General features: G+C 73.2%; 22 protein-coding genes. 12 read left to right on the forward strand and 10 right to left on the reverse strand.

The window, feature by feature from the left end:
• Nucleotides 1-375 precede the first annotated feature (375 nt).
• The 4 genes from CCN29_RS08705 to CCN29_RS08720 all read left to right on the forward strand — a co-directional run bounded on the left by CCN29_RS08705 (nucleotide 376) and on the right by CCN29_RS08720 (nucleotide 4,934).
• The gene (locus CCN29_RS08705; protein ID WP_086680850.1) at nucleotides 376-1,302 is read left to right on the forward strand and encodes an SCO0930 family lipoprotein; all 927 of its coding nucleotides are present in this window, start codon (nucleotides 376-378) and stop codon (nucleotides 1,300-1,302) included.
• A gap of 281 nt (nucleotides 1,303-1,583) precedes the next feature.
• On the forward strand, nucleotides 1,584-2,396 hold the full coding sequence (locus tag CCN29_RS08710; RefSeq protein WP_086680853.1) for an SAM-dependent methyltransferase: 813 nt from the start codon (nucleotides 1,584-1,586) through the stop codon (nucleotides 2,394-2,396).
• Nucleotides 2,393-4,534 (forward strand): putative bifunctional diguanylate cyclase/phosphodiesterase, encoded by a 2,142-nt coding sequence (locus CCN29_RS08715; RefSeq protein WP_086680855.1) that lies wholly within the window; start codon nucleotides 2,393-2,395, stop codon nucleotides 4,532-4,534. The genes CCN29_RS08710 and CCN29_RS08715 overlap by 4 nt, the downstream gene beginning before the upstream one ends.
• 10 nt (nucleotides 4,535-4,544) lie before the next feature.
• Nucleotides 4,545-4,934: a nuclear transport factor 2 family protein gene (locus CCN29_RS08720; RefSeq protein WP_086680857.1), complete on the forward strand. Its 390-nt coding sequence runs from the start codon at nucleotides 4,545-4,547 to the stop codon at nucleotides 4,932-4,934.
• On the opposite strand, the gene CCN29_RS08725 is transcribed toward CCN29_RS08720, so the two are convergent.
• Nucleotides 4,931-5,770, reverse strand: coding sequence for a LysR family transcriptional regulator (locus tag CCN29_RS08725; RefSeq protein ID WP_086680859.1), 840 nt, complete (start codon nucleotides 5,768-5,770; stop codon nucleotides 4,931-4,933). The genes CCN29_RS08720 and CCN29_RS08725 overlap by 4 nt on opposite strands.
• A 159-nt stretch (nucleotides 5,771-5,929) precedes the next feature.
• Between CCN29_RS08725 and CCN29_RS08730 the strand changes: the two genes are divergently transcribed.
• Nucleotides 5,930-6,820: an NAD(P)H-binding protein gene (locus CCN29_RS08730; RefSeq protein ID WP_086680861.1), complete on the forward strand. Its 891-nt coding sequence runs from the start codon at nucleotides 5,930-5,932 to the stop codon at nucleotides 6,818-6,820.
• A gap of 27 nt (nucleotides 6,821-6,847) precedes the next feature.
• On the opposite strand, the gene CCN29_RS08735 is transcribed toward CCN29_RS08730, so the two are convergent.
• The gene (locus CCN29_RS08735) at nucleotides 6,848-7,732 is read right to left on the reverse strand and encodes a LysR family transcriptional regulator (RefSeq protein WP_006131719.1); all 885 of its coding nucleotides are present in this window, start codon (nucleotides 7,730-7,732) and stop codon (nucleotides 6,848-6,850) included.
• A gap of 120 nt (nucleotides 7,733-7,852) precedes the next feature.
• On the opposite strand from CCN29_RS08735, the gene CCN29_RS08740 reads away from it, so the two are divergent.
• From CCN29_RS08740 to CCN29_RS08755, 4 genes are all read left to right on the forward strand, one after another.
• Nucleotides 7,853-8,524, forward strand: a complete 672-nt coding sequence (locus tag CCN29_RS08740) for a cytochrome b subunit (RefSeq protein WP_006131718.1) — start codon at nucleotides 7,853-7,855, stop codon at nucleotides 8,522-8,524.
• Between the two features lie 2 nt (nucleotides 8,525-8,526).
• Nucleotides 8,527-10,476 (forward strand): fumarate reductase/succinate dehydrogenase flavoprotein subunit, encoded by a 1,950-nt coding sequence (locus CCN29_RS08745; protein WP_086680863.1) that lies wholly within the window; start codon nucleotides 8,527-8,529, stop codon nucleotides 10,474-10,476.
• Entirely contained in the window at nucleotides 10,473-11,222 is a 750-nt protein-coding gene (locus tag CCN29_RS08750; protein ID WP_086680865.1) for a succinate dehydrogenase/fumarate reductase iron-sulfur subunit, read from the forward strand. The genes CCN29_RS08745 and CCN29_RS08750 overlap by 4 nt, the downstream gene beginning before the upstream one ends.
• A 198-nt stretch (nucleotides 11,223-11,420) precedes the next feature.
• The gene (locus CCN29_RS08755) at nucleotides 11,421-12,464 is read left to right on the forward strand and encodes a DUF2382 domain-containing protein (RefSeq protein ID WP_086680866.1); all 1,044 of its coding nucleotides are present in this window, start codon (nucleotides 11,421-11,423) and stop codon (nucleotides 12,462-12,464) included.
• Nucleotides 12,465-12,503: 39 nt separating this feature from the next.
• Here the strand turns inward: CCN29_RS08755 and CCN29_RS08760 are convergent, their stop codons facing one another.
• Entirely contained in the window at nucleotides 12,504-13,520 is a 1,017-nt protein-coding gene (locus CCN29_RS08760) for an LLM class flavin-dependent oxidoreductase (protein ID WP_006131714.1), read from the reverse strand.
• 59 nt (nucleotides 13,521-13,579) lie between these two features.
• Between CCN29_RS08760 and CCN29_RS08765 the strand changes: the two genes are divergently transcribed.
• A complete protein-coding gene (locus CCN29_RS08765) occupies nucleotides 13,580-14,080 on the forward strand; it encodes a phosphatase domain-containing protein (protein WP_006131713.1) in 501 nt (166 codons plus the stop codon).
• A gap of 13 nt (nucleotides 14,081-14,093) precedes the next feature.
• Here the strand turns inward: CCN29_RS08765 and CCN29_RS08770 are convergent, their stop codons facing one another.
• Complete coding sequence (locus CCN29_RS08770; RefSeq protein ID WP_006131712.1) at nucleotides 14,094-14,309, reverse strand: dodecin; 216 nt, start codon at nucleotides 14,307-14,309, stop codon at nucleotides 14,094-14,096.
• A 212-nt stretch (nucleotides 14,310-14,521) separates the two neighbouring features.
• On the opposite strand from CCN29_RS08770, the gene CCN29_RS08775 reads away from it, so the two are divergent.
• The gene (locus CCN29_RS08775) at nucleotides 14,522-15,772 is read left to right on the forward strand and encodes an extracellular solute-binding protein (RefSeq protein ID WP_086680868.1); all 1,251 of its coding nucleotides are present in this window, start codon (nucleotides 14,522-14,524) and stop codon (nucleotides 15,770-15,772) included.
• Nucleotides 15,773-15,802: 30 nt separating this feature from the next.
• On the opposite strand, the gene egtD is transcribed toward CCN29_RS08775, so the two are convergent.
• Genes egtD through egtA form a run of 4 tightly spaced genes read right to left on the reverse strand, consistent with a single transcriptional unit; the run spans nucleotide 15,803 to nucleotide 20,176 of the window.
• Entirely contained in the window at nucleotides 15,803-16,765 is a 963-nt protein-coding gene (egtD, locus tag CCN29_RS08780) for an L-histidine N(alpha)-methyltransferase (protein WP_006131710.1), read from the reverse strand.
• Nucleotides 16,762-17,517: an ergothioneine biosynthesis protein EgtC gene (gene egtC / locus CCN29_RS08785; protein ID WP_006131709.1), complete on the reverse strand. Its 756-nt coding sequence runs from the start codon at nucleotides 17,515-17,517 to the stop codon at nucleotides 16,762-16,764. The genes egtD and egtC overlap by 4 nt, the downstream gene beginning before the upstream one ends.
• Nucleotides 17,517-18,836: an ergothioneine biosynthesis protein EgtB gene (gene egtB, locus CCN29_RS08790; protein WP_006131708.1), complete on the reverse strand. Its 1,320-nt coding sequence runs from the start codon at nucleotides 18,834-18,836 to the stop codon at nucleotides 17,517-17,519. Before egtB ends, egtC begins: the two co-directional genes overlap by 1 nt.
• Complete coding sequence (gene egtA / locus CCN29_RS08795; protein WP_086680885.1) at nucleotides 18,833-20,176, reverse strand: ergothioneine biosynthesis glutamate--cysteine ligase EgtA; 1,344 nt, start codon at nucleotides 20,174-20,176, stop codon at nucleotides 18,833-18,835. The genes egtB and egtA overlap by 4 nt, the downstream gene beginning before the upstream one ends.
• Before the next feature lie 299 nt (nucleotides 20,177-20,475).
• On the opposite strand from egtA, the gene CCN29_RS08800 reads away from it, so the two are divergent.
• The gene (locus CCN29_RS08800) at nucleotides 20,476-21,345 is read left to right on the forward strand and encodes a TIGR02452 family protein (RefSeq protein WP_006131706.1); all 870 of its coding nucleotides are present in this window, start codon (nucleotides 20,476-20,478) and stop codon (nucleotides 21,343-21,345) included.
• On the opposite strand, the gene CCN29_RS08805 is transcribed toward CCN29_RS08800, so the two are convergent.
• Entirely contained in the window at nucleotides 21,320-21,766 is a 447-nt protein-coding gene (locus tag CCN29_RS08805; RefSeq protein WP_006131705.1) for a type II toxin-antitoxin system PemK/MazF family toxin, read from the reverse strand. The two genes, CCN29_RS08800 and CCN29_RS08805, sit on opposite strands and share 26 nt — an antisense overlap.
• A gap of 63 nt (nucleotides 21,767-21,829) precedes the next feature.
• Nucleotides 21,830-22,252 (reverse strand): pyridoxamine 5'-phosphate oxidase family protein, encoded by a 423-nt coding sequence (locus CCN29_RS08810; protein ID WP_086680871.1) that lies wholly within the window; start codon nucleotides 22,250-22,252, stop codon nucleotides 21,830-21,832.
• Between the last annotated feature and the right edge of the window lie 92 nt (nucleotides 22,253-22,344).

Raw genomic sequence — 22,344 nt, forward strand, 5'->3', positions numbered from 1 at the left:
CCCGTACCGCGGCGCGGACGGTGGCCGTGGTCACGCTACTCTGGGCGCTCGCCGGCGCACCCGGTCAGGCGGCGGCGGACGCCTGCGCGTCCGCCGCCGCCTGACCGGGTGCGCCGGCGAGCGCCCAGAGCAGCGTGACCACGGCCAACGTCCGCGCCGCGGTACGGGTTTGGGTCGGTACGAGTGCTTGCACGACGGAGATCATGAGTCGTCCGGGGCCTGGTCACGCACGAGAGCGAGGGGAATGCCACGAAGGAGTTAAGAAAAGAAAAACGGGCCGCCGTTGAACACAACCTGTGCCGCTGTGCGTACCCCTCGTCGAGCGGCGGCGCGGCAGGGCGCTGCGAAAACCTCTGCGATCATCTGGAGTTGACGATGAAGACCTCCTGGCGGACCGCCTCACTGGTGGTGAGCGCCGCGGCGGTGCTGAGCCTGACGACGGCGTGCGGTCAGGACACCCAGCCGCCCTCCAGTCAGAACGTGGGGGTGACGGCGCCGGGTGACCTCGGCGGGATCGGCAGCGGCGCACAGGCGGGCCAGAACTCCCCGGCCCCGAGCCAGCCGGCCAACACGGCGGGACAGCTGAACGTGGCCACCGACGCCAAGCTCGGCAAGGTGGTGACCGACGAACTCGGCCTGACGCTCTACCGGTTCGACCAGGACTCCGCGAAGCCGCCCACGTCCAACTGCGAGGGGGACTGCGCGAAGACCTGGCCGCCGGTGCCCGCGGACGACGCCTCGGCGGGCGAGGGCATCGACAAGGCGCTGCTCGGCGAGATCACCCGCGCCGACGGCACCAAGCAGCTCACCGTGGACGGCTGGCCGGCGTACCGGTACGTCAAGGACGTCAACGCCGGTGACGTCAAGGGCCAGGGCGTGGGCGGCAAGTGGTTCGCGTTCACCCCGGAGGGCAAGAAAGCCCAGTCGGCCGACCTGCCGGGGCTGTCGACCCGGGAGGACCCGAAGCTCGGCGAGATCGTCGTCGACGAGAAGGGCATGACGGTCTACCGCTTCATGAAGGACGAGGCGTGGCCGGAGCCCGTCTCGAACTGCGCCGGCGACTGCGTGAAGAAGTGGCCGGTCGTCTCGCCGGTCGACTTCGACGACACCAAGGGCATCCAGAAGAAGGGCTACATGACCTTCACCCGGCCCGACGGCGCCGAGCAGCAGACGATCAACTGCTGGCCCATCTACACCTTCGCCGGCGACAAGGCCCCCGGGGACACCAACGGTCAGGGCGTCGGCGGCACCTGGTACGCCGTGCGGCCCGACGGGAAGCCGGTCGGCGCGCCGGAGAAGTGACGACCTTCCCAGGGTGCCGACGCCGGCGCCGCCGTCCCTGAGTCCGCCCCTTCGCGTATCGCGCGGAGGGGCGGACCCTTTGGCCCGGTTCCTCCCGCATGCCGGAACACTCCGGAGTGACGTGACCACGTCACGTTACGATCATGTGCGTCCGCAAAGCGGGCACGTGCCAGAGGCAGTGACCGGGAACGGATGGTCAATTTCCGTTTGGGGTCGCCCTGTTGGCGGGCGATCAGTAGCCTCTGCTCGAACACCGGATCGCCTACGCGTTGGAGAGATACATGGAGCGTCCCGCCTGGGCCCCACGGAGCATCGACATCACGGTGCCCAGTGTCTCCCGGATGTACGACTTCTACCTGGGCGGTTCGCACAACTTCGAGGTCGACCGGGAAGCCGCCCGCAAGGCCATGGAGTTCATGCCGGGGCTGCCCAAGGTCATGCAGGCGAACCGGGCGTTCATGCGGCGGGCGGTGCGCTTCGCCGTCGCCGAGGGGGTCACCCAGTTCCTCGACATCGGCTCCGGCATCCCGACGTTCGGGAACGTGCACGAGGTGGCCCAGGCGGCCGACCCCGGGGCCCGGGTGATGTACGTGGACCACGACCCGGTGGCGGTCGCGCACAGCAAAGTGGTGCTGGAGGGCAATGACCGCGCCGGCATCCTCGCCGCCGACCTCCGCAAGCCGCAGGAAATTCTCGGCAGTGACGAAGTCGGCCAACTGATCGACCTGAATCGGCCGGTGGCGCTGCTTCTCGTTGCCATACTTCACTTCGTGGAAGAAGCGGACGACCCGTACGGGGCGGTGGCCGAACTGAGCGAGGCCCTGGCGCCCGGCAGCATGCTGGTGCTCACCCACGCGGCGTACGAGGGCATCCCGCTGCCGCCGGAGCGGGCCGAGGGGGCGGTCGACGTGTACCGAGACATGCGCAACCCGCTGATCATGCGCACGCGCGAGGCTATCGCACGGTTCTTCGAGGGGTACGACATGGTGGAACCCGGACTGGTGCCGATGCCGCGATGGCGTCCCGACACCGCACCGGAGGACGAGGATCCCTACGCCTTCTCCGGTCTCGCGGGCGTGGGGCGTACGGCGTGAGCGCGGAGCCGGACGGGCCGGAGGGCAGACTGCGCCGGTTCGCGACGATCTGGAGCCGGGCCGTGTACCCGGTGACCTCGACCGCCGCCACCCGCCCCGAGTTCGAGGAGCGGCTGCTCCCGGTGGCCCGGCGGCTGAGCGAGGCGCTGCGCGCGCGGTCCTTCGACGCGGAGGCGGGCCGGGCGGCGGGCAGCGCCCTGGTCGACGCGGACTGCACGGACCCCGAGGCGCTCAGCCACACCCTGGACTGCGTCGACGCCTACCTCGTCCTCTACTGCGGGGGCGACGGCGACCGCGAGACCCTCAGGGCGCGCAGCGCGCGGCTCCAGCACGCCATGGCGGCCGGCTTCGCCCAGGCACTGCGCGAGCGGACGCTGGCCGAGCAAGAGGCCATCGCCAAGGCCGCGCTGGAGGCGCAGGGCGTGGTGGCGCAGGCCCTGCACGCCACCGAGACCCGGTTCCGCGCGGTGTTCGAAGGCGCGGCGATAGGCATCGCCATCGCCGACCTCGAGGGCAACGTCCTCCAGGTCAACGGCGCGCTCGGGCGCATGTTCGGCCTGACCGAGCAGGCCCTGCTGGGCCGCAACGTCAAGGACTGGACCCACCCCGACGACGCCCCGCAGACCTGGCGGCTCTACGCGGAGCTGGTGAGCGGCGAGCGCGAGCACTACCACCTCGAGAAGGCCTTCTACCGCCCTGACGGAACGGTCCTGTGGACCAACCTCACCGTCTCCCTGCTGCGCGACGCCGACGGCGAGCCCCAGTACCAGCTCGCCCTCATGGAGGACACCACCGAGCGGCGGCTGCTCAACCTCCGGCTGCGCTACGAGGCCACGCACGACGCGCTCACCGGGCTGCCCAACCGCACCTTCTTCTTCGAGCGCCTGGAGAAGGCCCTCGCGGCCGGCCCGGGCCAGCGGTTCGGGCTCTGCTACCTCGACCTGGACGGCTTCAAGACCGTCAACGACAGCCTCGGCCACGCGGCCGGCGACCGGCTGCTCGTCGAGGTCGCCGACCGGCTCCAGTCCTGCGCCACCGCGCCCGGCGAGATGGTGGCCCGGCTCGGCGGCGACGAGTTCGTGGCCCTCACCACCGGCCCCGACACCCGCCGCACGGTCGACGAGCTGGCCGGCCGCATCATGAACGCGCTGCTGGCCCCGATCAGCGTCGACGGCCGGGAGCTGACCGTCCGCGGCAGCATCGGCATCGTCGAAGGCCCGGCGGGGGAGCGCAGCGCGGCGGAAGTGCTGCGCAGCGCCGACATCACGATGTACCGGGCCAAGGCGGCCGGCGGCAACCGCTTCGAGCTCGCCGACCCGGAGGCCGACGCCCGCGCCATCACCCGGCACGGCCTCACCACGGCGCTGCCCACCGCCCTGGACCGGGGCGAGTTCTTCATCGAGTACCAGCCCCTGGTGCACCTCGGCGACGGCAGCGTCCGGGGCGCCGAGGCGCTGGTGCGCTGGCTGCACCCGCAGCACGGGGTGCTGTCCCCGGACCGCTTCATCCCGCTCGCCGAGCACACTGGGCTGATCGTGCCGCTCGGCCGCTGGGTGCTGGAGCAGTCGGTGCGCCAGGCCCGCGCGTGGCGCGACGCCAACGGCGGCGACGCGCTCGGCCCGCTGCGCATCAACGTGAACCTGTCGCCCTGCCAGCTCACCCACCCCGGCCTGGTGCAGGACACCGTCGAGATCCTGGAGCGCACCGGCGTCACCCCCGACGCGCTGTGCCTGGAGGTCACCGAGTCCGCGCTCATCGGCGCCGACGACGACCTGCTGAAGCCGCTGCGTCGGCTCGCCGAGATGGGCGTCGACATCGCCCTCGACGACTTCGGCACCGGCTACTCCAACCTCGCCAACCTGCGCCGCCTCCCGGTGAGCGTCCTCAAGCTGGACCGCTCCTTCACCCAGAGCATGCAGCAGTTCCCCGCCGACCCGGTCGACCTGAAGATCGTGGAGGGGATCGTCGCGCTCGCGCACAGCCTCGACCTCGCGGTCACCGTGGAGGGCGTGGAGACCGGCGCCCAGGCCGAGCAGCTGCGCATCCTCGGCTGCGACACGGCCCAGGGCTGGTACTACGCCCGCCCGGGCCCGCCGGACCGGCTGCACGAGCTGGCCCTGGTGGACGCGACCGGGTGAGGCGGGGACGGTGACCGACGACGCGGCGGAGGCGGTCCGGGCGGCGATCGAGGGCGAACTGCGCCTCCTCGACCCGGCCGTGCGCGCCTCCCGCGCCGAGACGCTGCGCCTGCTGGACCCCGAGTTCACCGAGGTGGGCGCCTCCGGCCGGCACTACACGTACGAGGTGATGGTCGCCGAACTCGCCGACCACCCGGGCAGTTCGGCGGACGGCGCGCTCTACGAGCCGTCGGACATCACCGGCGTCCTCCTCGCACCCGGCCTGGTGCACCTCACCTACGAGACCCGCTTCGAGGGCCGCCGCGCCCGCCGCAGCTCGCTGTGGCGCAAGCGGGACGACGCATCGGGCTGGAGCATGTACTACCACCAGGGCACGCCGGTGCCTCCGGACGTCCCCTAGGCGCCGGCGCGAGAGGCGGCGCCGACGACCGCCGTCGCGGCGCACACCAGCGCCGCGGTCGCCGTCGAACGGGACTGCTGCGGCCAGGCGAGGTCGAGGACGACGGGCGGTGCGTCCGGGACCGGCCGGTAGGCGACACCGGGCCGCGGATAGCGGGTGGCGAGCGATGCCGGGAGCAGGGTGACGGCCTCCCCGAGCGCGACGACCGCGAGCAGTTGCGCCAGGTCCTGAAGGCCCTGACGGGTCCGGTCGATGTGCCCGTCCACGGTGTCCGGGCCGAGGCCCAGGTCGGCGAGTTCCAGGCGGTCGCGGGCGGCGAGCGGGTGGGACGCGGCGAGGACGGCGAGACGCGGTTCGACGGCCAGGGTCTCGGTGTCCAGGCCGGTACGGTCGTAGGGCGCGTGGACCAGGGCCGCGTCCGCCTCGCCGGAGCGCAGGAGACGCGGCTGTTCCTGCCAGCCGCACAGCCGGACGGTGACGGGCACCGACCCGGGCTCGGACGCGTAACGCTCCAGGATCGGTTCGAGCAGGCCGGCGTCCCCGTCCGCCTTCACCGCCAGGACCAGCCCCGGCCGCTCCGCCGCGCGCCGGGCCCGCCGTCCGGCCGCCTGGAGGGCGTCCAGCGCGAGCCGGCCCTCGCTGAGCAGCACGTCCCCGGCCGGGGTCCGCGTGACCTGGTGGGTGGTCCGCTTGAACAGGGTGACACCCAGCTCGGCCTCCAGCTTGCGGATGGCCCGGGACAGGGGCGGCGGGGAGATGCCGAGCCGTTCGGCGGCGCGGGCGAAGTTCAGCTCCTCGGCGACCGCGACGAAGTACTGCAGCGAACGGGAGTCCACGATCGGGGTTCCGCCCTTCCGTCGGTATTGCCTCCAGGGTAATGACCGGGAGCGGATCGATCCTTCAGTTCCGGCGGTCCCGAACCCAGGATGAACGTGCGCGCAGGCGTCCGGGCCGGCGCGCACTTCCATTCAACTCTCCCGTGTACCGGAGCTCCAGTGATAGTCATCACCACCCCCACCGGCCAGATCGGCCGGCAGGTCCTCGACCACGTCCTCGACGCCATGGACGGAACGACCCCGGTCCGCGTGATCGCCCGCGACCCGAGCCGCCTCACCCCCCGGGCACGCGAGCGGACCGAGATCTTCCAGGGCTCGCACGCCGACCCGGACCTCCTCGCTGCGGCGTGTGCCGGAGCCGACCGCGTGTTCTGGCTGGTACCGCCGGCACCGGGCGCGGACAGCGTCGAGGACCACTTCCGTGCCTTCACCCTGCCGTTGTGCGAGGTCATCGGCCGCGGGGAAGGCGTCGAACGGGTCGTCGCCGTGTCCACCGCGGGGCGCGGGGTCGCGAAGAACGCGGGGCAGGTGTCCGCCTCGCTGGCCATGGACGACCGGATCGCGGCGACCGGGGTCCATTACCGTGCGGTGTGTCCGCCGTTCCTGATGGAGAACCTGCTCGGCCAGGCGGCGGCTCTGCGCTCCGGCGAGTTCTTCATGCCCCTGACGGTGGACCGGGTTCTGCGCACGTGCGCCACGGCCGACATCGCGGCGACGGCCGCCCGCCTGCTGCTCGACACCTCCTGGACCGGCCGCGCGGACGTCCCGGTGATCGGCCCCGACGACCTCACCCCCGAGGGCATGGCCCAGGTCCTCTCCGAGGTGCTGGACCGCACGGTGCGGGTACGTCGGATCACCCCGGAGGACTACCGCGCCGCGGCCCTGCGCTCCGGAGCGAGCGAGGCCATGGCCCAGGGCCTGGCCGACATGGCGACGGCCATGGACGACCAGGGCTTCTACGGCCCCACCGAACCCAGCACCCCCGACACCGCCCCGACGGGCTTTTGGGAGTGGTGCGAGACGGTACTGAGGCCGGCACTGCTGTCCTGACCCGCACCCCGCTCCGGAGGGCGCCCCTCACCTCTCCAGCAGCATCCGCTGAAGCTCCCGTGCCGCCCGTGGCGGCGCGACGTCGCTGCGGTGGGCCAGGGCGATCGCGCGGTGCAGGCCCGGGCGGGCCAGGGGGGTGACGTGGAGGCCGTGGGCGGAGCGGGCGGCGACCATCCGGGGAACCACCGCGACGCCCAGACCCGCCCGTACGAAGCCCAGGACCGCGTCCATCTCGCCGCCCTCCACCGCGAACTCCGGCTCGAACCCCTCCGCCCGGCACGCGGCCACGGTCAGCTCGCGCAGGTCGTAGCCGTGCCGGAACATCACCAGGCGTTCGCCCTCCAGGTCGGCGACGCGCACCGCGCGCCGGCCCCGGCCGGGGCGGGGGGCGTCCGGGGAGGAGACGACCACCAGGTCCTCCCGCAGCAGCTCCACCGTGGTCAGCGCGGGCGAGGGCGTCGGCAGCGGCAACACGACCAGGGCGAGGTCCAGCGCCCCGCGGGCCAGCTCGCGCACCAGGTCGTGCGAGCCGCCCTCCTCGATCAGCAGCCGGACGCCCGGGTAGCGGTCGTGGAAGGCGCGCAGCACGTCCGGCAGCAGACCGGTGCACAGGCTCGGGGTCGCGCCCAGGCGTACCCGCCCGCTGCGCAGCTGCGCCACCTCCTGCACCTCGTGCCGGGCGGTGTCCGCGTCGGCCAGGATGCGCCGGGCCAGCGGCAGCAGCGCCTCGCCCGCGTCGGTCAGCGTGATGTTCCCGCGCGCCCGCCGGAACAGATCCGCGCCCAGCTCCCGCTCCAGCGCCTTGATCTGCTGCGAGAGCGACGGCTGGGCGACGTGGACCAGCTCCGCGGCGCGGGTGAAGTGCCGGGTCTCGGCGACGGCCACGAAGTACTGGAGCTGCTGGAACTGCATACGGCCATGATAGGCGTCTCCTATCGAATCGAGCCGCACCATGTCTTGGACCGATGGGGTCCTCCGGCCCTAGCGTCTGATGCCATGGCTCTGGCAACGCGGACGGACCGACGGCCGTCCATGGCACGCACCGTGTGGGACTCGACCGTCGGCAAGAAGACAGTGATGGCGGTCAGCGGCCTGATCATGCTGCTGTACCTGGTCGTCCACATGATCGGGAACCTGAAGATCTTCTTCGGGGCGGGGGAGTTCAACCACTACGCCCACTGGCTGCGGACGGTCGGCGAGCCGTTCATGCACTACGAGTGGACGCTGTGGGTCGTCCGCGTGGTGCTGGTCGTCGCCGTGGTCGCCCACGCCGTCTCCGCCTACCAGCTCAGCCGCCGCGACATCAAGGCGCGCCCGACGAAGTACGTGCACAAGAAGGCGCGGGCGAGCTACGCCACGCGCACCATGCGCTGGGGCGGCGTCATCCTCGCCCTGTTCATCGTCTGGCACCTGCTCGACCTGACCACCGGCACCGTCCACTCCGGCGGCTTCGAGCACGGCAAGCCCTACCAGAACGTCGTGGACACCTTCTCCACCTGGTACGGCAACACCATCTACATCGTCGCGATGCTGGCCGTCGGCCTGCACATCCGGCACGGCTTCTGGAGCGCCGCCCAGACCCTCGGCGCCGGCAGCCGCACCCGCGACCGCGCCCTGAAGACCACCGCCAACGCCCTTGCGCTGCTGCTCACGGCCGGCTTCGTCGCCGTACCCGTGGGCGTCATGACCGGAGTGGTGAGCTGACCATGACCTCGTACACCGACTACACGACCGGCGCGCCGGTCACCGACACCAAGGCCCCCGCCGGGCCGGTCCACGAGCGCTGGGACAAGCGGCGCTTCGAGGCCAAGCTGGTCAACCCGGCCAACCGCCGCAAGCACACCGTCATCGTCGTCGGCACCGGCCTCGCGGGCGGCTCCGCCGGCGCCACGCTCGCCGAACAGGGCTACCACGTCGTCCAGTTCTGCTACCAGGACTCCCCGCGCCGCGCCCACTCCATCGCCGCGCAGGGCGGCATCAACGCCGCGAAGAACTACCGCAACGACGGCGACTCCGTCCACCGCCTCTTCTACGACACCGTCAAGGGCGGCGACTTCCGCGCCCGCGAGTCCAACGTGCACCGCCTCGCGCAGATCTCCGTCGAGATCATCGACCAGTGCGTCGCGCAGGGCGTGCCCTTCGCCCGCGAGTACGGCGGTCTGCTCGACACGCGCTCCTTCGGCGGCGTCCAGGTCTCCCGCACCTTCTACGCCCGCGGCCAGACGGGCCAGCAGCTCCTCCTCGGCGCCTACCAGGCGCTCAGCCGGCAGATCGCGGCCGGCAACGTGGAGATGCACCCGCGCACCGAGATGCTGGACCTGATCGTCGTCGACGGCCGGGCCCGCGGCATCGTCGCCCGTGACCTGATCACCGGGAAGATCGACACGTACTTCGCGGACGCCGTCGTCCTGGCCACCGGCGGCTACGGCAACGTCTTCTACCTGTCGACGAACGCCATGAACTCCAACGCCACCGCGATCTGGCGCGCGCACCGGCGCGGGGCGTACTTCGCGAACCCCTGCTTCACCCAGATCCACCCCACCTGCATCCCGCGCACCGGCGACCACCAGTCCAAGCTGACGCTGATGAGCGAGTCGCTGCGCAACGACGGCCGTATCTGGGTGCCCAAGGCCAAGGGCGACACCCGGCCGCCCGCGCGGATCCCCGAGGACGAGCGCGACTACTACCTGGAGCGCATCTACCCCTCCTTCGGCAACCTCGTCCCCCGTGACATCGCCTCCCGCGCCGCCAAGAACGTCTGCGACGAGGGCAGGGGCGTGGGCCCCGGCGGCCAGGGCGTCTACCTCGACTTCGCCGACGCGATCAAGCGGATGGGACGCAAGGCCGTCGAGGCCAAGTACGGCAACCTCTTCGACATGTACCAGCGGATTACCGACGAGGATCCGTACGAGGTGCCGATGCGGATCTACCCCGCCGTGCACTACACGATGGGCGGACTGTGGGTCGACTACGACCTCCAGACCACCGTCCCCGGCCTGTTCGCGATCGGCGAGGCCAACTTCTCCGACCACGGCGCCAACCGGCTCGGCGCCTCCGCGCTGATGCAGGGCCTCGCCGACGGCTACTTCGTGCTGCCGGCGACCCTCAACGACTACCTCGGCCGCAACCCGGGCCTCGGCGAGGTGACCGGCGACCACCCCGCCGTGCGGGAGGCGCTGGCCGAGACCGAGGACCGGCTGCGCCTGCTGCTGGCCGTCGACGGCGACCGCACCCCCGACTCGTTCCACCGCGAGCTGGGCGAGCTGATGTGGGAGTTCTGCGGCATGGCGCGCAGCGACTCCGGACTGCGCAAGGCCCTGGAGCGCATCCCGCAGATCCGCGAGGAGTTCTGGCGGCGGATCAAGGTGCCCGGCACCGGCGAGGAGTTCAACCAGTCGCTGGAGAAGGCCAACCGCGTCGTCGACTACCTGGAGCTCGCCGAGCTGATGTGCCTCGACGCGCTGCACCGCACCGAGTCCTGCGGCGGGCACTTCCGCGAGGAGTCCCAGACGCCGGACGGCGAGGCGGCCCGCAAGGACGACGAGTTCTCCTACGCGGCCGCCTGGGAGTTCACCGGCACCGGCGAGGCTCCGACCCTGCACAAGGAAGACCTGGTCTTCGAGTACGTCCACCCCACCCAGCGGAGCTACGCATGAAGCTCACCCTGCGCGTCTGGCGCCAGAAGAACGCCGACGCCGACGGCGCCATGTCCACGTACGAGGTGGACGGCATCTCACCCGACATGTCCTTCCTGGAGATGCTCGACACACTCAACGAGGAGCTCATCCTCAAGGGCGAGGACCCGGTCGCCTTCGACCACGACTGCCGCGAGGGCATCTGCGGCGCCTGCTCGCTGGTCATCAACGGCGACGCCCACGGGCCCGAGCGCACCACCACCTGCCAGCTGCACATGCGGTCCTTCGAGGACGGCGACACCATCGACGTCGAGCCGTGGCGGGCCGCAGCCTTCCCGGTGGTCAAGGACCTGGTGGTGGACCGCTCCGCCTTCGACCGCATCATCCAGGCCGGCGGCTACATCACCGCCCCCACCGGCTCCGCCCCCGAGGCCCACGCCACCCCGGTGCCGAAGCCGGACGCGGACCTCGCCTTCGAGCACGCCGAGTGCATCGGCTGCGGCGCCTGCGTCGCGGCCTGCCCCAACGGCGCGGCGATGCTGTTCACCTCCGCCAAGATCAACCACCTCAACGTGCTGCCGCAGGGCGCGCCCGAGCGGGAGACCCGGGTGCTGGACATGGTGGCGCAGATGGACGAGGAGGGCTTCGGCGGCTGCACCCTCGCCGGGGAGTGCGCCACCGCCTGCCCCAAGGGCATCCCGCTGACCTCCATCACGGGCATGAACAAGGAGTGGCTGCGGGCGACCCGCAAGGCGGGCAAGCGGTAGCCGCCCCCATCGACGTTCGCCGGACGGTGCGGACGGGCGGGGCCGGGAGAAGGTGCTCCTCCCGGCCCCGTCTCGCCTTCCCGAGGGCCGTTCCGTCGCACTGTGGAAAATAAAGTGCGGTTAATCACCTTCGTCCCGTTTTTTACCTCCTGATCAGGAGAACCGGAGAGGAGTGACCCGAGAGGAGGGTGATGTCAGATGATCACCCGCGAAGAGATCTCGATCCTGCTGGATCACCCCGTGTACGACGGGGACGGCAACAAGATCGGCGACGCGAAGCACGTCTTCCTCGACGACGCGAGTGGACGCCCCGAGTGGGTGACCGTCAAGACCGGGATGTTCGGCTCCAGCGAGTCGTTCATACCCATCCGAGACGCCTCCATGGTCCGGGACCACCTCGAGGTGCCCTACCCCAAGGACAAGGTGAAGGGCGCGCCGAGCGTCGACATCGACGCGGGCGGCCACCTGTCGGTGGACGAGGAACACCGGCTCTACGAGTACTACGGCATCAACTGGGACAGCGTGCTCGGCGACCCCAAGGACAGCGGCGGCACCACGGGCCAGGCCGGGACCGCCGGCGCCGCGGGCGCGGCAGGAGCGGCCGGGACCGCCGGAGCCGCGGGTGCGGCGACCGGACGCCGCGGCGACACCTCCGCGGGCGGCATGACCGGCGCGAAGGGCGGCATGTCCGGCGCGGCGGGCGCCAAGGGCACCACCGCCGAACGCTCGTCCGCCACCGGAGCGGCGGGCGCCATGTCCCGCGGCGAGACCGGCAGGCGCGGCGCGGGCGACGCGATGACGCGCTCCGAGGAGCGCATGCACGTCGGCGTCGAGCGTCACGAGTCCGGCCGGGCGCGGCTGCGCAAGTACGTGGTGACCGAGGAGGTCACGGAGACCGTCCCGGTCCGCCACGAGGAAGTGCGCGTGGAGCGCGAGCCGATCACGGACGCCAACCGTGAGGAGGCCATGTCCGGGCCGGCCTTCAAGGAGGACCAGCACGAGGTCACGCTGCACGAGGAGCGCCCCGTGGTGACGACCGAGGCCGTGCCGGTCGAGCGCGTCCGGATGACCACCGAGGAGACCGTCACGAACGAGACCGTGCGCGGCCGGGTGCGCAAGGAGCGCATCGAGGCCGAGACGGAGATGACCGACGAGGACGGCCGCCGGGGCCGTGACGCGCAGGGCCGGGGCCGTGACGTCCCGGGCCGGGGCCGTGACGTCCCGGGCCGGGGCCGCGCGTAACGCCCCCGCCCTCGCTCTCCCCGCGACGCGCCGGTGTGCTCACCGGCGCGTCGCGCCGTCCAGCCCCGCGAGCGCGGCGAGCCGCCGGTAGGAGTCCAGCAGCGCCGCACGGTCGTAGGTGCTGGTGGTGACGAGCACCTCCTGTGCGCCGGTGTCCTTCAGCACCGTCTCCAGCTCCCGTTCCACCTCCTCCTCGGTGCCGGCGAGCTGTCCGGCCAGCCCCGCCTCGTAGAAACCGCGCTCCTTGGCGCTCATGGCGAGGGACTCGACGCGCTCGGCCGGCGGCAGGGGCGGGAAGGTGCCGTGCGTGCGGGAGTACGCCATCGACCAGGCCTCCGGCACCAGCAGCCGCCGGGCCCGCGCGGGCGTGTCCGCCACCGCCACGGTGCCGGAGATCACCACGTACGGCTCGCGCGCCCACGCGGAGGGGCGGAACCGCTCGCGGTAGCGGTCGACGCCCCGGCGTATCCGGTCACGGTCGCGCAGGTCGCCGATGACCATCGGCAGCCCGGCGCGGGCGGCGATGTCCGCCCCCTCGCCCATCGCCAGCACGAACGGCGGCACGGCCAGCCCTTCCGACGGCCGGGCGTGCACCCCGGTGGGGGACGTGCCCCGGAACCAGCCGAGCAGCTCGTCGAGCTGTCCGGCGAAGTCGTCCGCGTCGCCCTTGTCGCGCCCGAGCGCCTTGCGCACCCCGTCGGTGAACCCCACCGAGCGGCCCAGACCCATGTCGATCCGGTCCGGGAACAGCGAGGCCAGCACGCCGAACTGCTCGGCCACCACCAGCGGACGGTGGTTGGGCAGCATGACCCCGCCGGTGCCGACGCGGATCGTGCGGGTCGCCCCGGCGACCGCCGCCGCCAGCACGGTCGGCGCCGAACCGGCCACCCCGGGCACGCCGTGGTGCTCCGCCACCCAGAACCGGTGGTATCCGAGCCGCTCCGCCTCCCGGGCGAGTTCCACCGAGTCCCGCAGGGCCTCGGGGGCGGTGTGCCCTTCACGGACCCGGGAGCGGTCCAGGACGGAGAAGCGGGTCGCGGCGATCACGGAACTCATACCCGGTTCAACACCGGGGAGCCGCCAGGATTCCTGCGCGCTCTGTCTAGGGTGTGGGCGTGACCCACCGCACCGAGTCCGCCCGGCGTCCGCTGGCCGTCTTCGACCTCGACAACACCCTCGCCGGCACCGCGCACCGCCAGCACTTCCTGGAGCGCAGGCCCCGCGACTGGGACGGCTTCTTCGCCGCCGCGCCGCAGGACCCGCCGCTCGCCGAGGGGATCGCGCTGGTCCGGGAGAGCGCCCAGGCGTGCGACATCGTGTACCTCACCGGCCGGCCCGAGCGCTGCCGCCGCGACACCCTGGACTGGCTGGCCGCCCAGGGCCTGCCCGACGGGGAGCTGCACATGCGCGGCAACGCCGACCGCCGGCCCGCCCGCGTCACCAAGCTGGCCGTGCTGCGCCGCCTGGCCCGCACCCGGGAGGTGCGGATGCTGGTGGACGACGACGAACTGGTCTGCGCGGACGCCCGCCGGGCCGGCTTCACCGTCGTCCAGGCGCGCTGGACGGCCCCCTCGGACGAGCTGAAGGACGCGCAGGAGCGCGAGGGCCGTACCTGAACCGTACGAGGGCTCAGTCCGTCTCCTCCAGCCGGAAGCCCACCTTCAGGCCCACCTGGTAGTGCGCGATCCGCCCCTCCTCGACATGCCCGCGCACCTGCGTCACCTCGAACCAGTCCAGATTGCGCAGCGTCTGCGACGCCCGCTCGATGCCGTTGCGGACGGCCTCGTCCACGCCGTTGGGCGAGGTGCCGACGATCTCGGTGACCCGGTAGGTGTGGTTCGACATGCTTGCTCCTCTCACGGCGGCTCCACCGCCTGTGGCACACGTCACTCCACCGTGCCCCACCCGGAGGCCGGACGCGAGGCGTCGGCCCCGTTCGCCTGACTCCCTTGACCCGGGCATTGGTCCATACCAAGATGCTGGGCACCCGTCCGAGCTCCGGCTCGCCCCCCACGCCGGGCCCCGCCCTGTCCGCCAGACAGAAACCAGGACCCCACGTGAGACGCCGCCTGCTCGCCCTCGTCTGTGTGTCCGCCTCCCTGCTGACCGGCTGCGGGGTGATGTCCGACAGCGCGGCGGAGCGGCGCACCGTCACCGTGTGGCTGATGCAGCACAGCGCCTCGCAGGACTTCCTGGACCGCTTCACCGAGGAGTTCGAGCGCGAGCACGAGACGCTCGACCTCGACATCCGCATCCAGGAATGGACCGGCATCGGCGAGAAGGTCCAGCAGGCCCTGCGCGACGACGACCCGGACGGACCGGACGTCATCGAGGTCGGCAACACCCAGGTCTCCGCCTACGCCGAGGGCGACGGCCTGCTCGACCTCACCCTGGAGTCCATGCGCGACTGGGGCCGCGACGACTGGCTGCCCGGCCTCGCCGACCCCGGCCGCTGGGGCTCCCAGCAGTACGGCGTCCCCTGGTACGCCGCCAACCGCGTCGTCGTCTACCGCAAGGACCTGTTCCGCGCGGCCGGCGTCACCCCGCCGAAGACCCGCGACGAGTGGCTGGAGACCACCGAACGCCTCGACACCGGCGACACCCAGGGCATCTACCTCGCCGGACAGGACTGGTACACGCTGGCCGGGTTCATCTGGGAGGAGGGCGGCGAACTCGCCACCGAACGCGACGGCGTCTGGCGCGGCGCCCTCGACAGCGAGGCCGCCCTGCGCGGCATGGACTTCTACCGCCGGCTCCAGCGGCTCGGCGACGGCCCCGTCGACGCCGACGAGGAACACCCGCCGCAGGCCGGCGTGTTCGCGCAAGGGCGGGTCGCGCAGATCGTCGCCGTGCCCGGACTGGTCCGTGCCATCGTCCAGCAGAACCCCGGACTCGAGGACAAGATCGGCTACTTCCCGGTCCCCGGCACGGAGGCGGGCCGCCCCGGCGCCGTCTTCACCGGCGGCTCCGACCTCGTCGTCCCGGCCGGCACCGACGCCGAGGACGCCGCCGTCGAGGTCGTCGCCGCGCTCACCGGCGCCCGGTGGAACACCGACCTCGCCCGCACCATGAACTACGTGCCCAACAAGGCGTCCCTCGCCGACTCGGTGGCGGGGGAGGAGGGCCTGAGGGCCATGGCGGCCGGCGCAGCACGCGGCCGGGCGACCCCGGCCACGCCCCGGTGGAGCGTGGTCGAGGCCGACAACCCGATCAAGGAGTACATGACGCGGGTGCTCACCGGCGCCGACCCCCAGAAGGAGGCCGAGCGGGCCGCCCGGCGCATCACGGAGACCCTCGCCTTCGACTGACCGGACATCCGCCCCCGGCGCGGGTGCCCGTCAGCGGGCGACGCTCAGCGACAGCGCGAACCGCCCCTCCTCGTCCGTCCACCACCGGGCCAGGTCCAGCCCCGCGGCGGCGAGTTCGGCACGCACTCCCTCCTGCCGGAACTTCGCCGACACCTCGGTGCGCAGCTCCTCGCCCTCCGCGAAGTCCACCACCAGCTCCAGCGCCGGGATCTTCACGGACTGCGCGGTGCGCGAGCGCAGCCGCATCTCGATCCACTCGTGCTCCGCGTCCCACAGCGCCACATGGTCGAAGGCGTCCGGGTCGAAGTCGGCGCCCAGCTCCCGGTCGAGGACGGCCAGCACGTTCTTGTTGAACGCCGCCGTCACCCCGGCCGCGTCGTCGTACGCCCGGACCAGCGTCTTCTCGTCCTTCACCAGGTCCGTGCCGAGCAGCAGCGCGTCCCCCGGGGCGAGCAGGGCGCGGACGGAGGCGAGGAACGCGGCCCGCTCGGTCGGCAGCAGATTGCCGATGGTGCCGCCGAGGAACGCCACCAGACGCGGCCCCGGCGTGTCCGGCAGGGCCAGCTCCGCCGTGAAGTCCGCGACCAACGCGTGCACCTCCAGACCCGGCCGCTCGGCCGCCAGCGCCCGCCCGGCCCCGGCCAGCGCGGACTCGCTGACGTCGACCGGGACGTACGTGTGCAGCCCGCCGAGGGCCGCGATCAGATGCCGCGTCTTCTCCGAGGAACCCGAGCCCAGTTCGACCAGGGTGCGGGCGCCGGACACGGCGGCGATGTCACCGGCGCGGGCGAGCAGGATCTCCCGCTCGGCGCGCGTCGGGTAGTACTCGGGCAGCGCGGTGATCTCCTCGAACAGCTCGCTGCCCCGTGCGTCGTAGAACCATTTGGGCGGCAGCGTCCTGGGGCTGCCGGTCAGTCCCGCGCGGACGTCGGCGCGCAGCGCGGCGCCGGTGGCGTCCTCGGGGAGGGTGCGGGTCAGACGGAACGGACTCACGTGAGGGGCTCCTTGAGCGGGGTGAGCAGCACGTCGGTGCGGCTCGCGGCGAGCAGGGTGCGGTCGGGCACCTCCTGCCAGTGCGGGTCGTCGTCGTAGGGCTCGGAGGCGGCGACGGTTCCCCCGCCGGGCCGGGCGAGGTACCACAGGGTGTCCCCCCACGCGGTCGCGGCGACGGTGACGCCGTCGGTGAGCAGCAGGTTCAGCCGGGCCGCCGGCGCCGCCGCCGCGACCTCGGCCACCGTGTCGGCCAGCGCCTGCCCCATCGCGTCGCCGGCCCGCAGCCGCGCCAGCACCAGCGCCCACACGAACGCCGAGTCGTTGCGGGCCTCCAGCGACAGCAGGTCGGCGGCGGGCAGCGTGGCCGCCAGCGGCGCGAGCGCGCCCGGCCAGCCCGGCACCGCCCCGTTGTGGCTGAACAGCCACGCCCCCGACGCGAAGGGGGCCGCAGCCGCCTCCGCGTCGGCGCCCGAGAGCGTCGCGTCCCGCACGGCGGCGAGCAGCGCCTGCGTCCGCACCACCCGCGCCAGGTCCGTGAACGACAGGTCCGCCCAGATCGGCCCGGCCCGCCGGTAGCGGGCCGGGACCGGGTCGCCGTCGGCGTACCAGCCCACGCCGAAGCCGTCCGCGTTGACCGTGCCGTGCCGCTGCCGGCGCGGCGCCCACGACTGCCGGTACAGCCCGTGCGGCGGCCCCGTCAGCAGCGCGCCCAGCGGCTCCGCCGGCCCCACGTACGCCAGGTGACGGCACATCAGGCGTCCTCCACCGAGCGGGCGGTGCGGAACCCGGAGAAGATCTGCCGCCGTATCGGATGGTCCCAGTTGCGGAACGTGCCCCGGCACGCCACCGGGTCCACGGCGAACGAACCGCCCCGCAGCACCTTGTACTCCGGCCCGAAGAACACCTCCGAGTACTCCTTGTACGGGAACGCCCGGAAGCCCGGGTACGGCAGGAAGTCGCTCGCCGTCCACTCCCACACGTCCCCGATCAGCTGCCGCACGCCCAGCGGCGACGCCCCCGCCGGGTAGCTCCCGGCCGGCGCCGGACGCAGGTGCCGCTGGCCTAGGTTGGCGTGCTCGGGCGACGGATCGGCGTCCCCCCACGGGAAGCGCCGCGAGCGGCCGGTGGCCGGATCGTGCCGGGCGGCCTTCTCCCACTCGGTCTCGGTCGGCAGCCGGCGCCCCGCCCAGCGGGCGTACGCGTCGGCCTCGTACCAGCACACGTGCAGCACCGGCTCGTCCGGCGGCACCTGCTCGGTGACGCCGAAGCGGCGCCGCAGCCACTGCCCGCCCTCCCGGCGCCAGTACAGCGGCGCGGTGAGCCGGGCGCGGCGCACGTGCGCCCAGCCCTCGGCCGTCCACCAGCGCGGGTCGTCGTAGCCGCCGTCCTCGACGAACGCCTGGTACGCGCCGTTGGTGACCGGCGTGGCGTCGATCCAGAACGGCGCCACCTCCCGCCGGTGCGCGGGCCGTTCGTTGTCCAGCGCCCACGGCTCGGCCGAGGTGCCCATGGTGAACGGCCCGCCCGGCACCAGGATCTCGGCCGGTCCGGTGTACGGCGTCACCGGCTCCGGGTCGGGCGCGGTGAGGGCGGCCGGGCCCTTGCGAAGCTGGTGGGTGATCAGCATGGTCTCGTCGTGCTGCTGCTCGTGCTGCGCGATCATCCCGAAGGCGAACCCGGCCTCGGTCAGCCGGGTGCCGTCGAACGCCGTGCGCTCCAGCACGTCCAGCGCCCTGCCGCGCACGTCGGCCGCGTACCGGCGGGCCTCCTCGGGCGACAGCAGGGGCAGCCGGGGACGCTCGGCGCGCGGGTGCTCGAAGGCGTCGTAGAGGCTGTCGATCTCCGGGCGGATGGCCTCCTGGCCGGCCACCGCGCGCAGCAGCCACTGCTCCTCCTGGTTGCCGATGTGCGCCAGGTCCCACACCAGCGGCGACATCAGCGGCGAGTGCTGCGCGGTCAGGTCGGGGTCCTCCACACAGCTGGTCAGCAGCGTGGTGCGGTCCCGCGCGACGACCAGTGAGGCGACCGCCCGCTCGCGCAGGGTCTCGGCGTCGGGAACGGGGTCGGTCATGAGGGGGTGTCCTTCCCGTGCGGGTGGGTGGTGAGCAGGGGCGCGCCGGATCCCTCTGGGCGCCCGTCGTGCCCCGCGCGCCACGCGTCGAGCACGTCGTCGGCCGGGCAGCGGCCCCGGGCGACGTAGCGGTCCCGGAACGCCGCGACCCGGTCGACCACGGCGGTCGCCGCCCCGAGCCGGGGCAGCGCGTCCAGCGCCGCCGCGAAACAGACGGCTGCCGCCTCCCGCAGCTCGGGGTCGGCCGGCCCGACACGGGCGGCGTCCCGCCACAGCGGATTGTGCGGCGCGGCCAGGCCCCGCGTCCGCTCGGCCAGCGGTTTGACCGCCCGGTACGCGGTCTCGGCGGCCTCCGCGTCGTCGAACAGCGCCGCCGTCACGGCCAGCGGCACCGTCCAGCCGTGCTCGCCGGGCTGCGCGTCGATCATCCGCAGCTCCAGATGACCACGCGGTCTGACCGGCGGGAACAGCGTCGTGACGTGGTAGTCAAGGTCGTCGTGCGTGGGCGCGCGCGGCGCCCCGCGGCGCGTCCAGTGCCGGAACGACAGGTCCTCCGGCACCTCCCACGGCCCGTCGTCGTCCCGCCGCACACACATCACGGGCGCGTCCAGCACATGCCGGGCCCAGGCGGCGCGCGGGTCGGCGTCCAGCACGGGCGCACCCGCCCGCCCGGCGCCGATCTGCGCCCAGCGCAGCTGCCGGGTGGAAAGCCAGCCGGTGGGCCGGCCCGCGGAGACGGGCGAGTTGGCGAAGACCGCCACCAGGACGGCGCCCAGCAGATGCGCCATCCACCAGCGGCGCACGTGGCCGAGCGGGCCGGGCTCCTCGTGACCGGCGTCCACGCACACCTGCACCGAGGCGGAGGTGCACATCATGAACCGGCCGGCCGCGCCGGTGCGGTCCAGGGCGGCCTCCATCGCGTCGTAACGCGGCTGACGGAGGAACCGGCGGGGCGTCTGCCAGGGGTCGTGGCCCATCCCGGCCAGGGTCAGACCGTCCCGGCGCAGGACCGCGCGGACGGCGTCCAGGTCGGCGGAGACGGTGGTGAGGCACTCGGTGAGAGAAGCGGCGGGCGGGGAGCTGAGCTCCAGCTGGCCGCCGGGCTCGACGGTGAGCGCCGAGCGCAGGGGCACCTCGCGCAGTGCGGCGTAGGCCGCTTCGAGTCGTTCACGGGAGACGGGGAGCCGCGGGTCGCACGACTCGTGGACCAGCCATTCGACCTCCACGCCGAGACGGCGGGGCGGTCCGGTCTTGAAGCAGATGCCCCGTATCAGGGCCTCGGCCTCGGCCTCGGTGACGGCCGCGCAGGACGGCGCACAACCGCTCGACGGATCTGACATGCGGGAATCCTCCTGAGACACCACCATGTCGCCGGCCCGGAACGGGTTCGTCCCGGCCGGCGTCGACGCGTCCACCCAAAACCCTCGGGCCGCCGCGCACAAGAGCGCCCGGCGGGGCGTAAGGGCTCCGTCACCTCCCCGTCCCGCCCGCCACCGGGGGATTTCACCCCCGGGCCCGGACCGTCCGGGGCGGCGAAAACCTCGTTGCGCCGCCTCACCAGCATCGCTCAGGATGCTCGCATGAGCACGACGAGGGGGAACGCGCGGAGCGCGGTCACGGCGTCCACGGGGGTGGCGCCGTGAGCGCGCGGCTGCGGGGGATCGCCAAGGAGACGGAAGAGATCGTGGCGCGGGGCGCCTACCGCGCGCCGGACGGCCGGCAGGTGCCGATCGGGCCCGCCGTCGAGGCGGCGCGGCAGGGCACCACGCTGCACGGACCGGAGCCGGTCGAGGTGCCGCCCTTCGCGCCCGTGCCCACCCGCTTCGAGGTGACCGGCGAGAGCAGCCTGGCCGCCGCCCGCCGCCTCACCGGCCCGGACACCCCGGACCCCGTGGCCGTCCTCAACTTCGCCTCGGCGCGCAACCCGGGCGGCGGCTACCTCAACGGCGCGCAGGCCCAGGAGGAGGCCCTGTGCCGCGCCTCCGCGCTGTACACGTGCCTGCTGCGGGCACCCGGCTTCTACGACCACCACCGCGCCCACCGGGACCCGTTCTACACCGACCGGGTGATCCACACCCCGGCCGTGCCGGTGTTCCGCGACGACCGCGGAGCCCTCCTCGACGCCCCCTTCACCGCCGCCTTCCTCACCTCACCCGCGCCCAACGCGGGCGTGATCCGCTCCAGGACGCCCGAGCGGCTGGGGGAGGTGCCCGGTGCGCTGGTGCGCCGCGCGGGCCGCGTGCTGGAGACGGCGGCCCACCACGGCCACCGGCGGCTGGTGCTCGGCGCCTGGGGCTGCGGCGTGTTCCGCAACGACCCGGCCCAGGTCGCGGAGGCGTTCCGCACGCACCTGGGCCCCGGCGGACGCTTCGAGGGCGCCTTCGACCACGTGGTCTTCGGCATCCTGGACCGCACCCGCGACGGCGCGACCCGCACCGCGTTCGAGCGGACCTTCGCGGACCTGGTGGACGCGCCGGGGGCGCTCACGTCCAGCCGTACCGCTCCCTGAGCCGCTGCCGCACGGAGTTGAACCGCATCCGGTCCAGCGCGCACGCCTCCCTGCGCATGCCCTGCTCGTGCAGGCGCAGCACCCGGTCGACGGCCACCCAGGAGTCGCGCCCCGAGCGGTCCCACGGCCCGCTGCCGATCGGCACCCAGTCCCGGTCCCCGGCATGCCCCTTGCTGGACAGCTGCACGGCGAGGAAGGTCCCCGCCGCCTCGCGGGCCACGACCAGCACCGGCCGGTCCTTGCCCCGGCCGTCGTTCTCCTCGTACGGCACCCACGTCCAGACGATCTCCCCGGGGTCCGGGTCGCCGTCGTACGCGGGCGAGTACTCGGTGCGCACCCGGCCGACGGAGCGCGCCTCGGTCTCGACGGTGGCGTACGGGCCGTACCGGCCCGGGGTGTTCTCAGGGGGGTAGGCGGTCACAGGCGATACCGTACGTCACCCGTCCGGCGGTACCGCCCAAGGGGGTTGACCACCTGCGGGGCGCTACGAGCGGTCCCCGGTCCCCGTGAGCTCCCGCCCCGTCACCATCCCGCTCCCGATCCGCACGAACACGCCGTCCCGCAGGGGCATCCACGACCGGGGGCCGGTGCGCAGCAGCCGCTCGTGCTCGGCCGGGTCCGACACCACCTCCGCCCGGCCGGTCACCACCACGCTCCAGCCGGACCGGCGTCCGGCCTGGAAGTCGTCCGCCTCGAACGCCACCACCACCCCGTCGACGGCCCGCACCAGGTCGGAGTCCGCGGAGGCGCACAGCACCACCGACCCGTCCGGGTCCAGGGTGAAGTTCACCGGCAGCACCGCGGGAAGCGCGTGCCGCGTGTACACGACGCGGCCGACCGGCACCTTGCCCAGCAGGCGCAGGCACTCCTCCCGGCCGAGCGCCCGGAAGCCATCGCTGTGGATCATCACCCCATCGTCGGCGGCGCGGCGGGCCCCGGCCAGGGCCGGACGGCCCCGGCCGCCGTGCGGATGCCTGATCCCGTACTCCGGTGGAACCC

It is taken from the genome of Streptomyces pseudogriseolus, from assembly GCA_002154585.1.
In the GTDB taxonomy this organism is placed as follows: Bacteria; Actinomycetota; Actinomycetes; order Streptomycetales; family Streptomycetaceae; genus Streptomyces; species Streptomyces pseudogriseolus.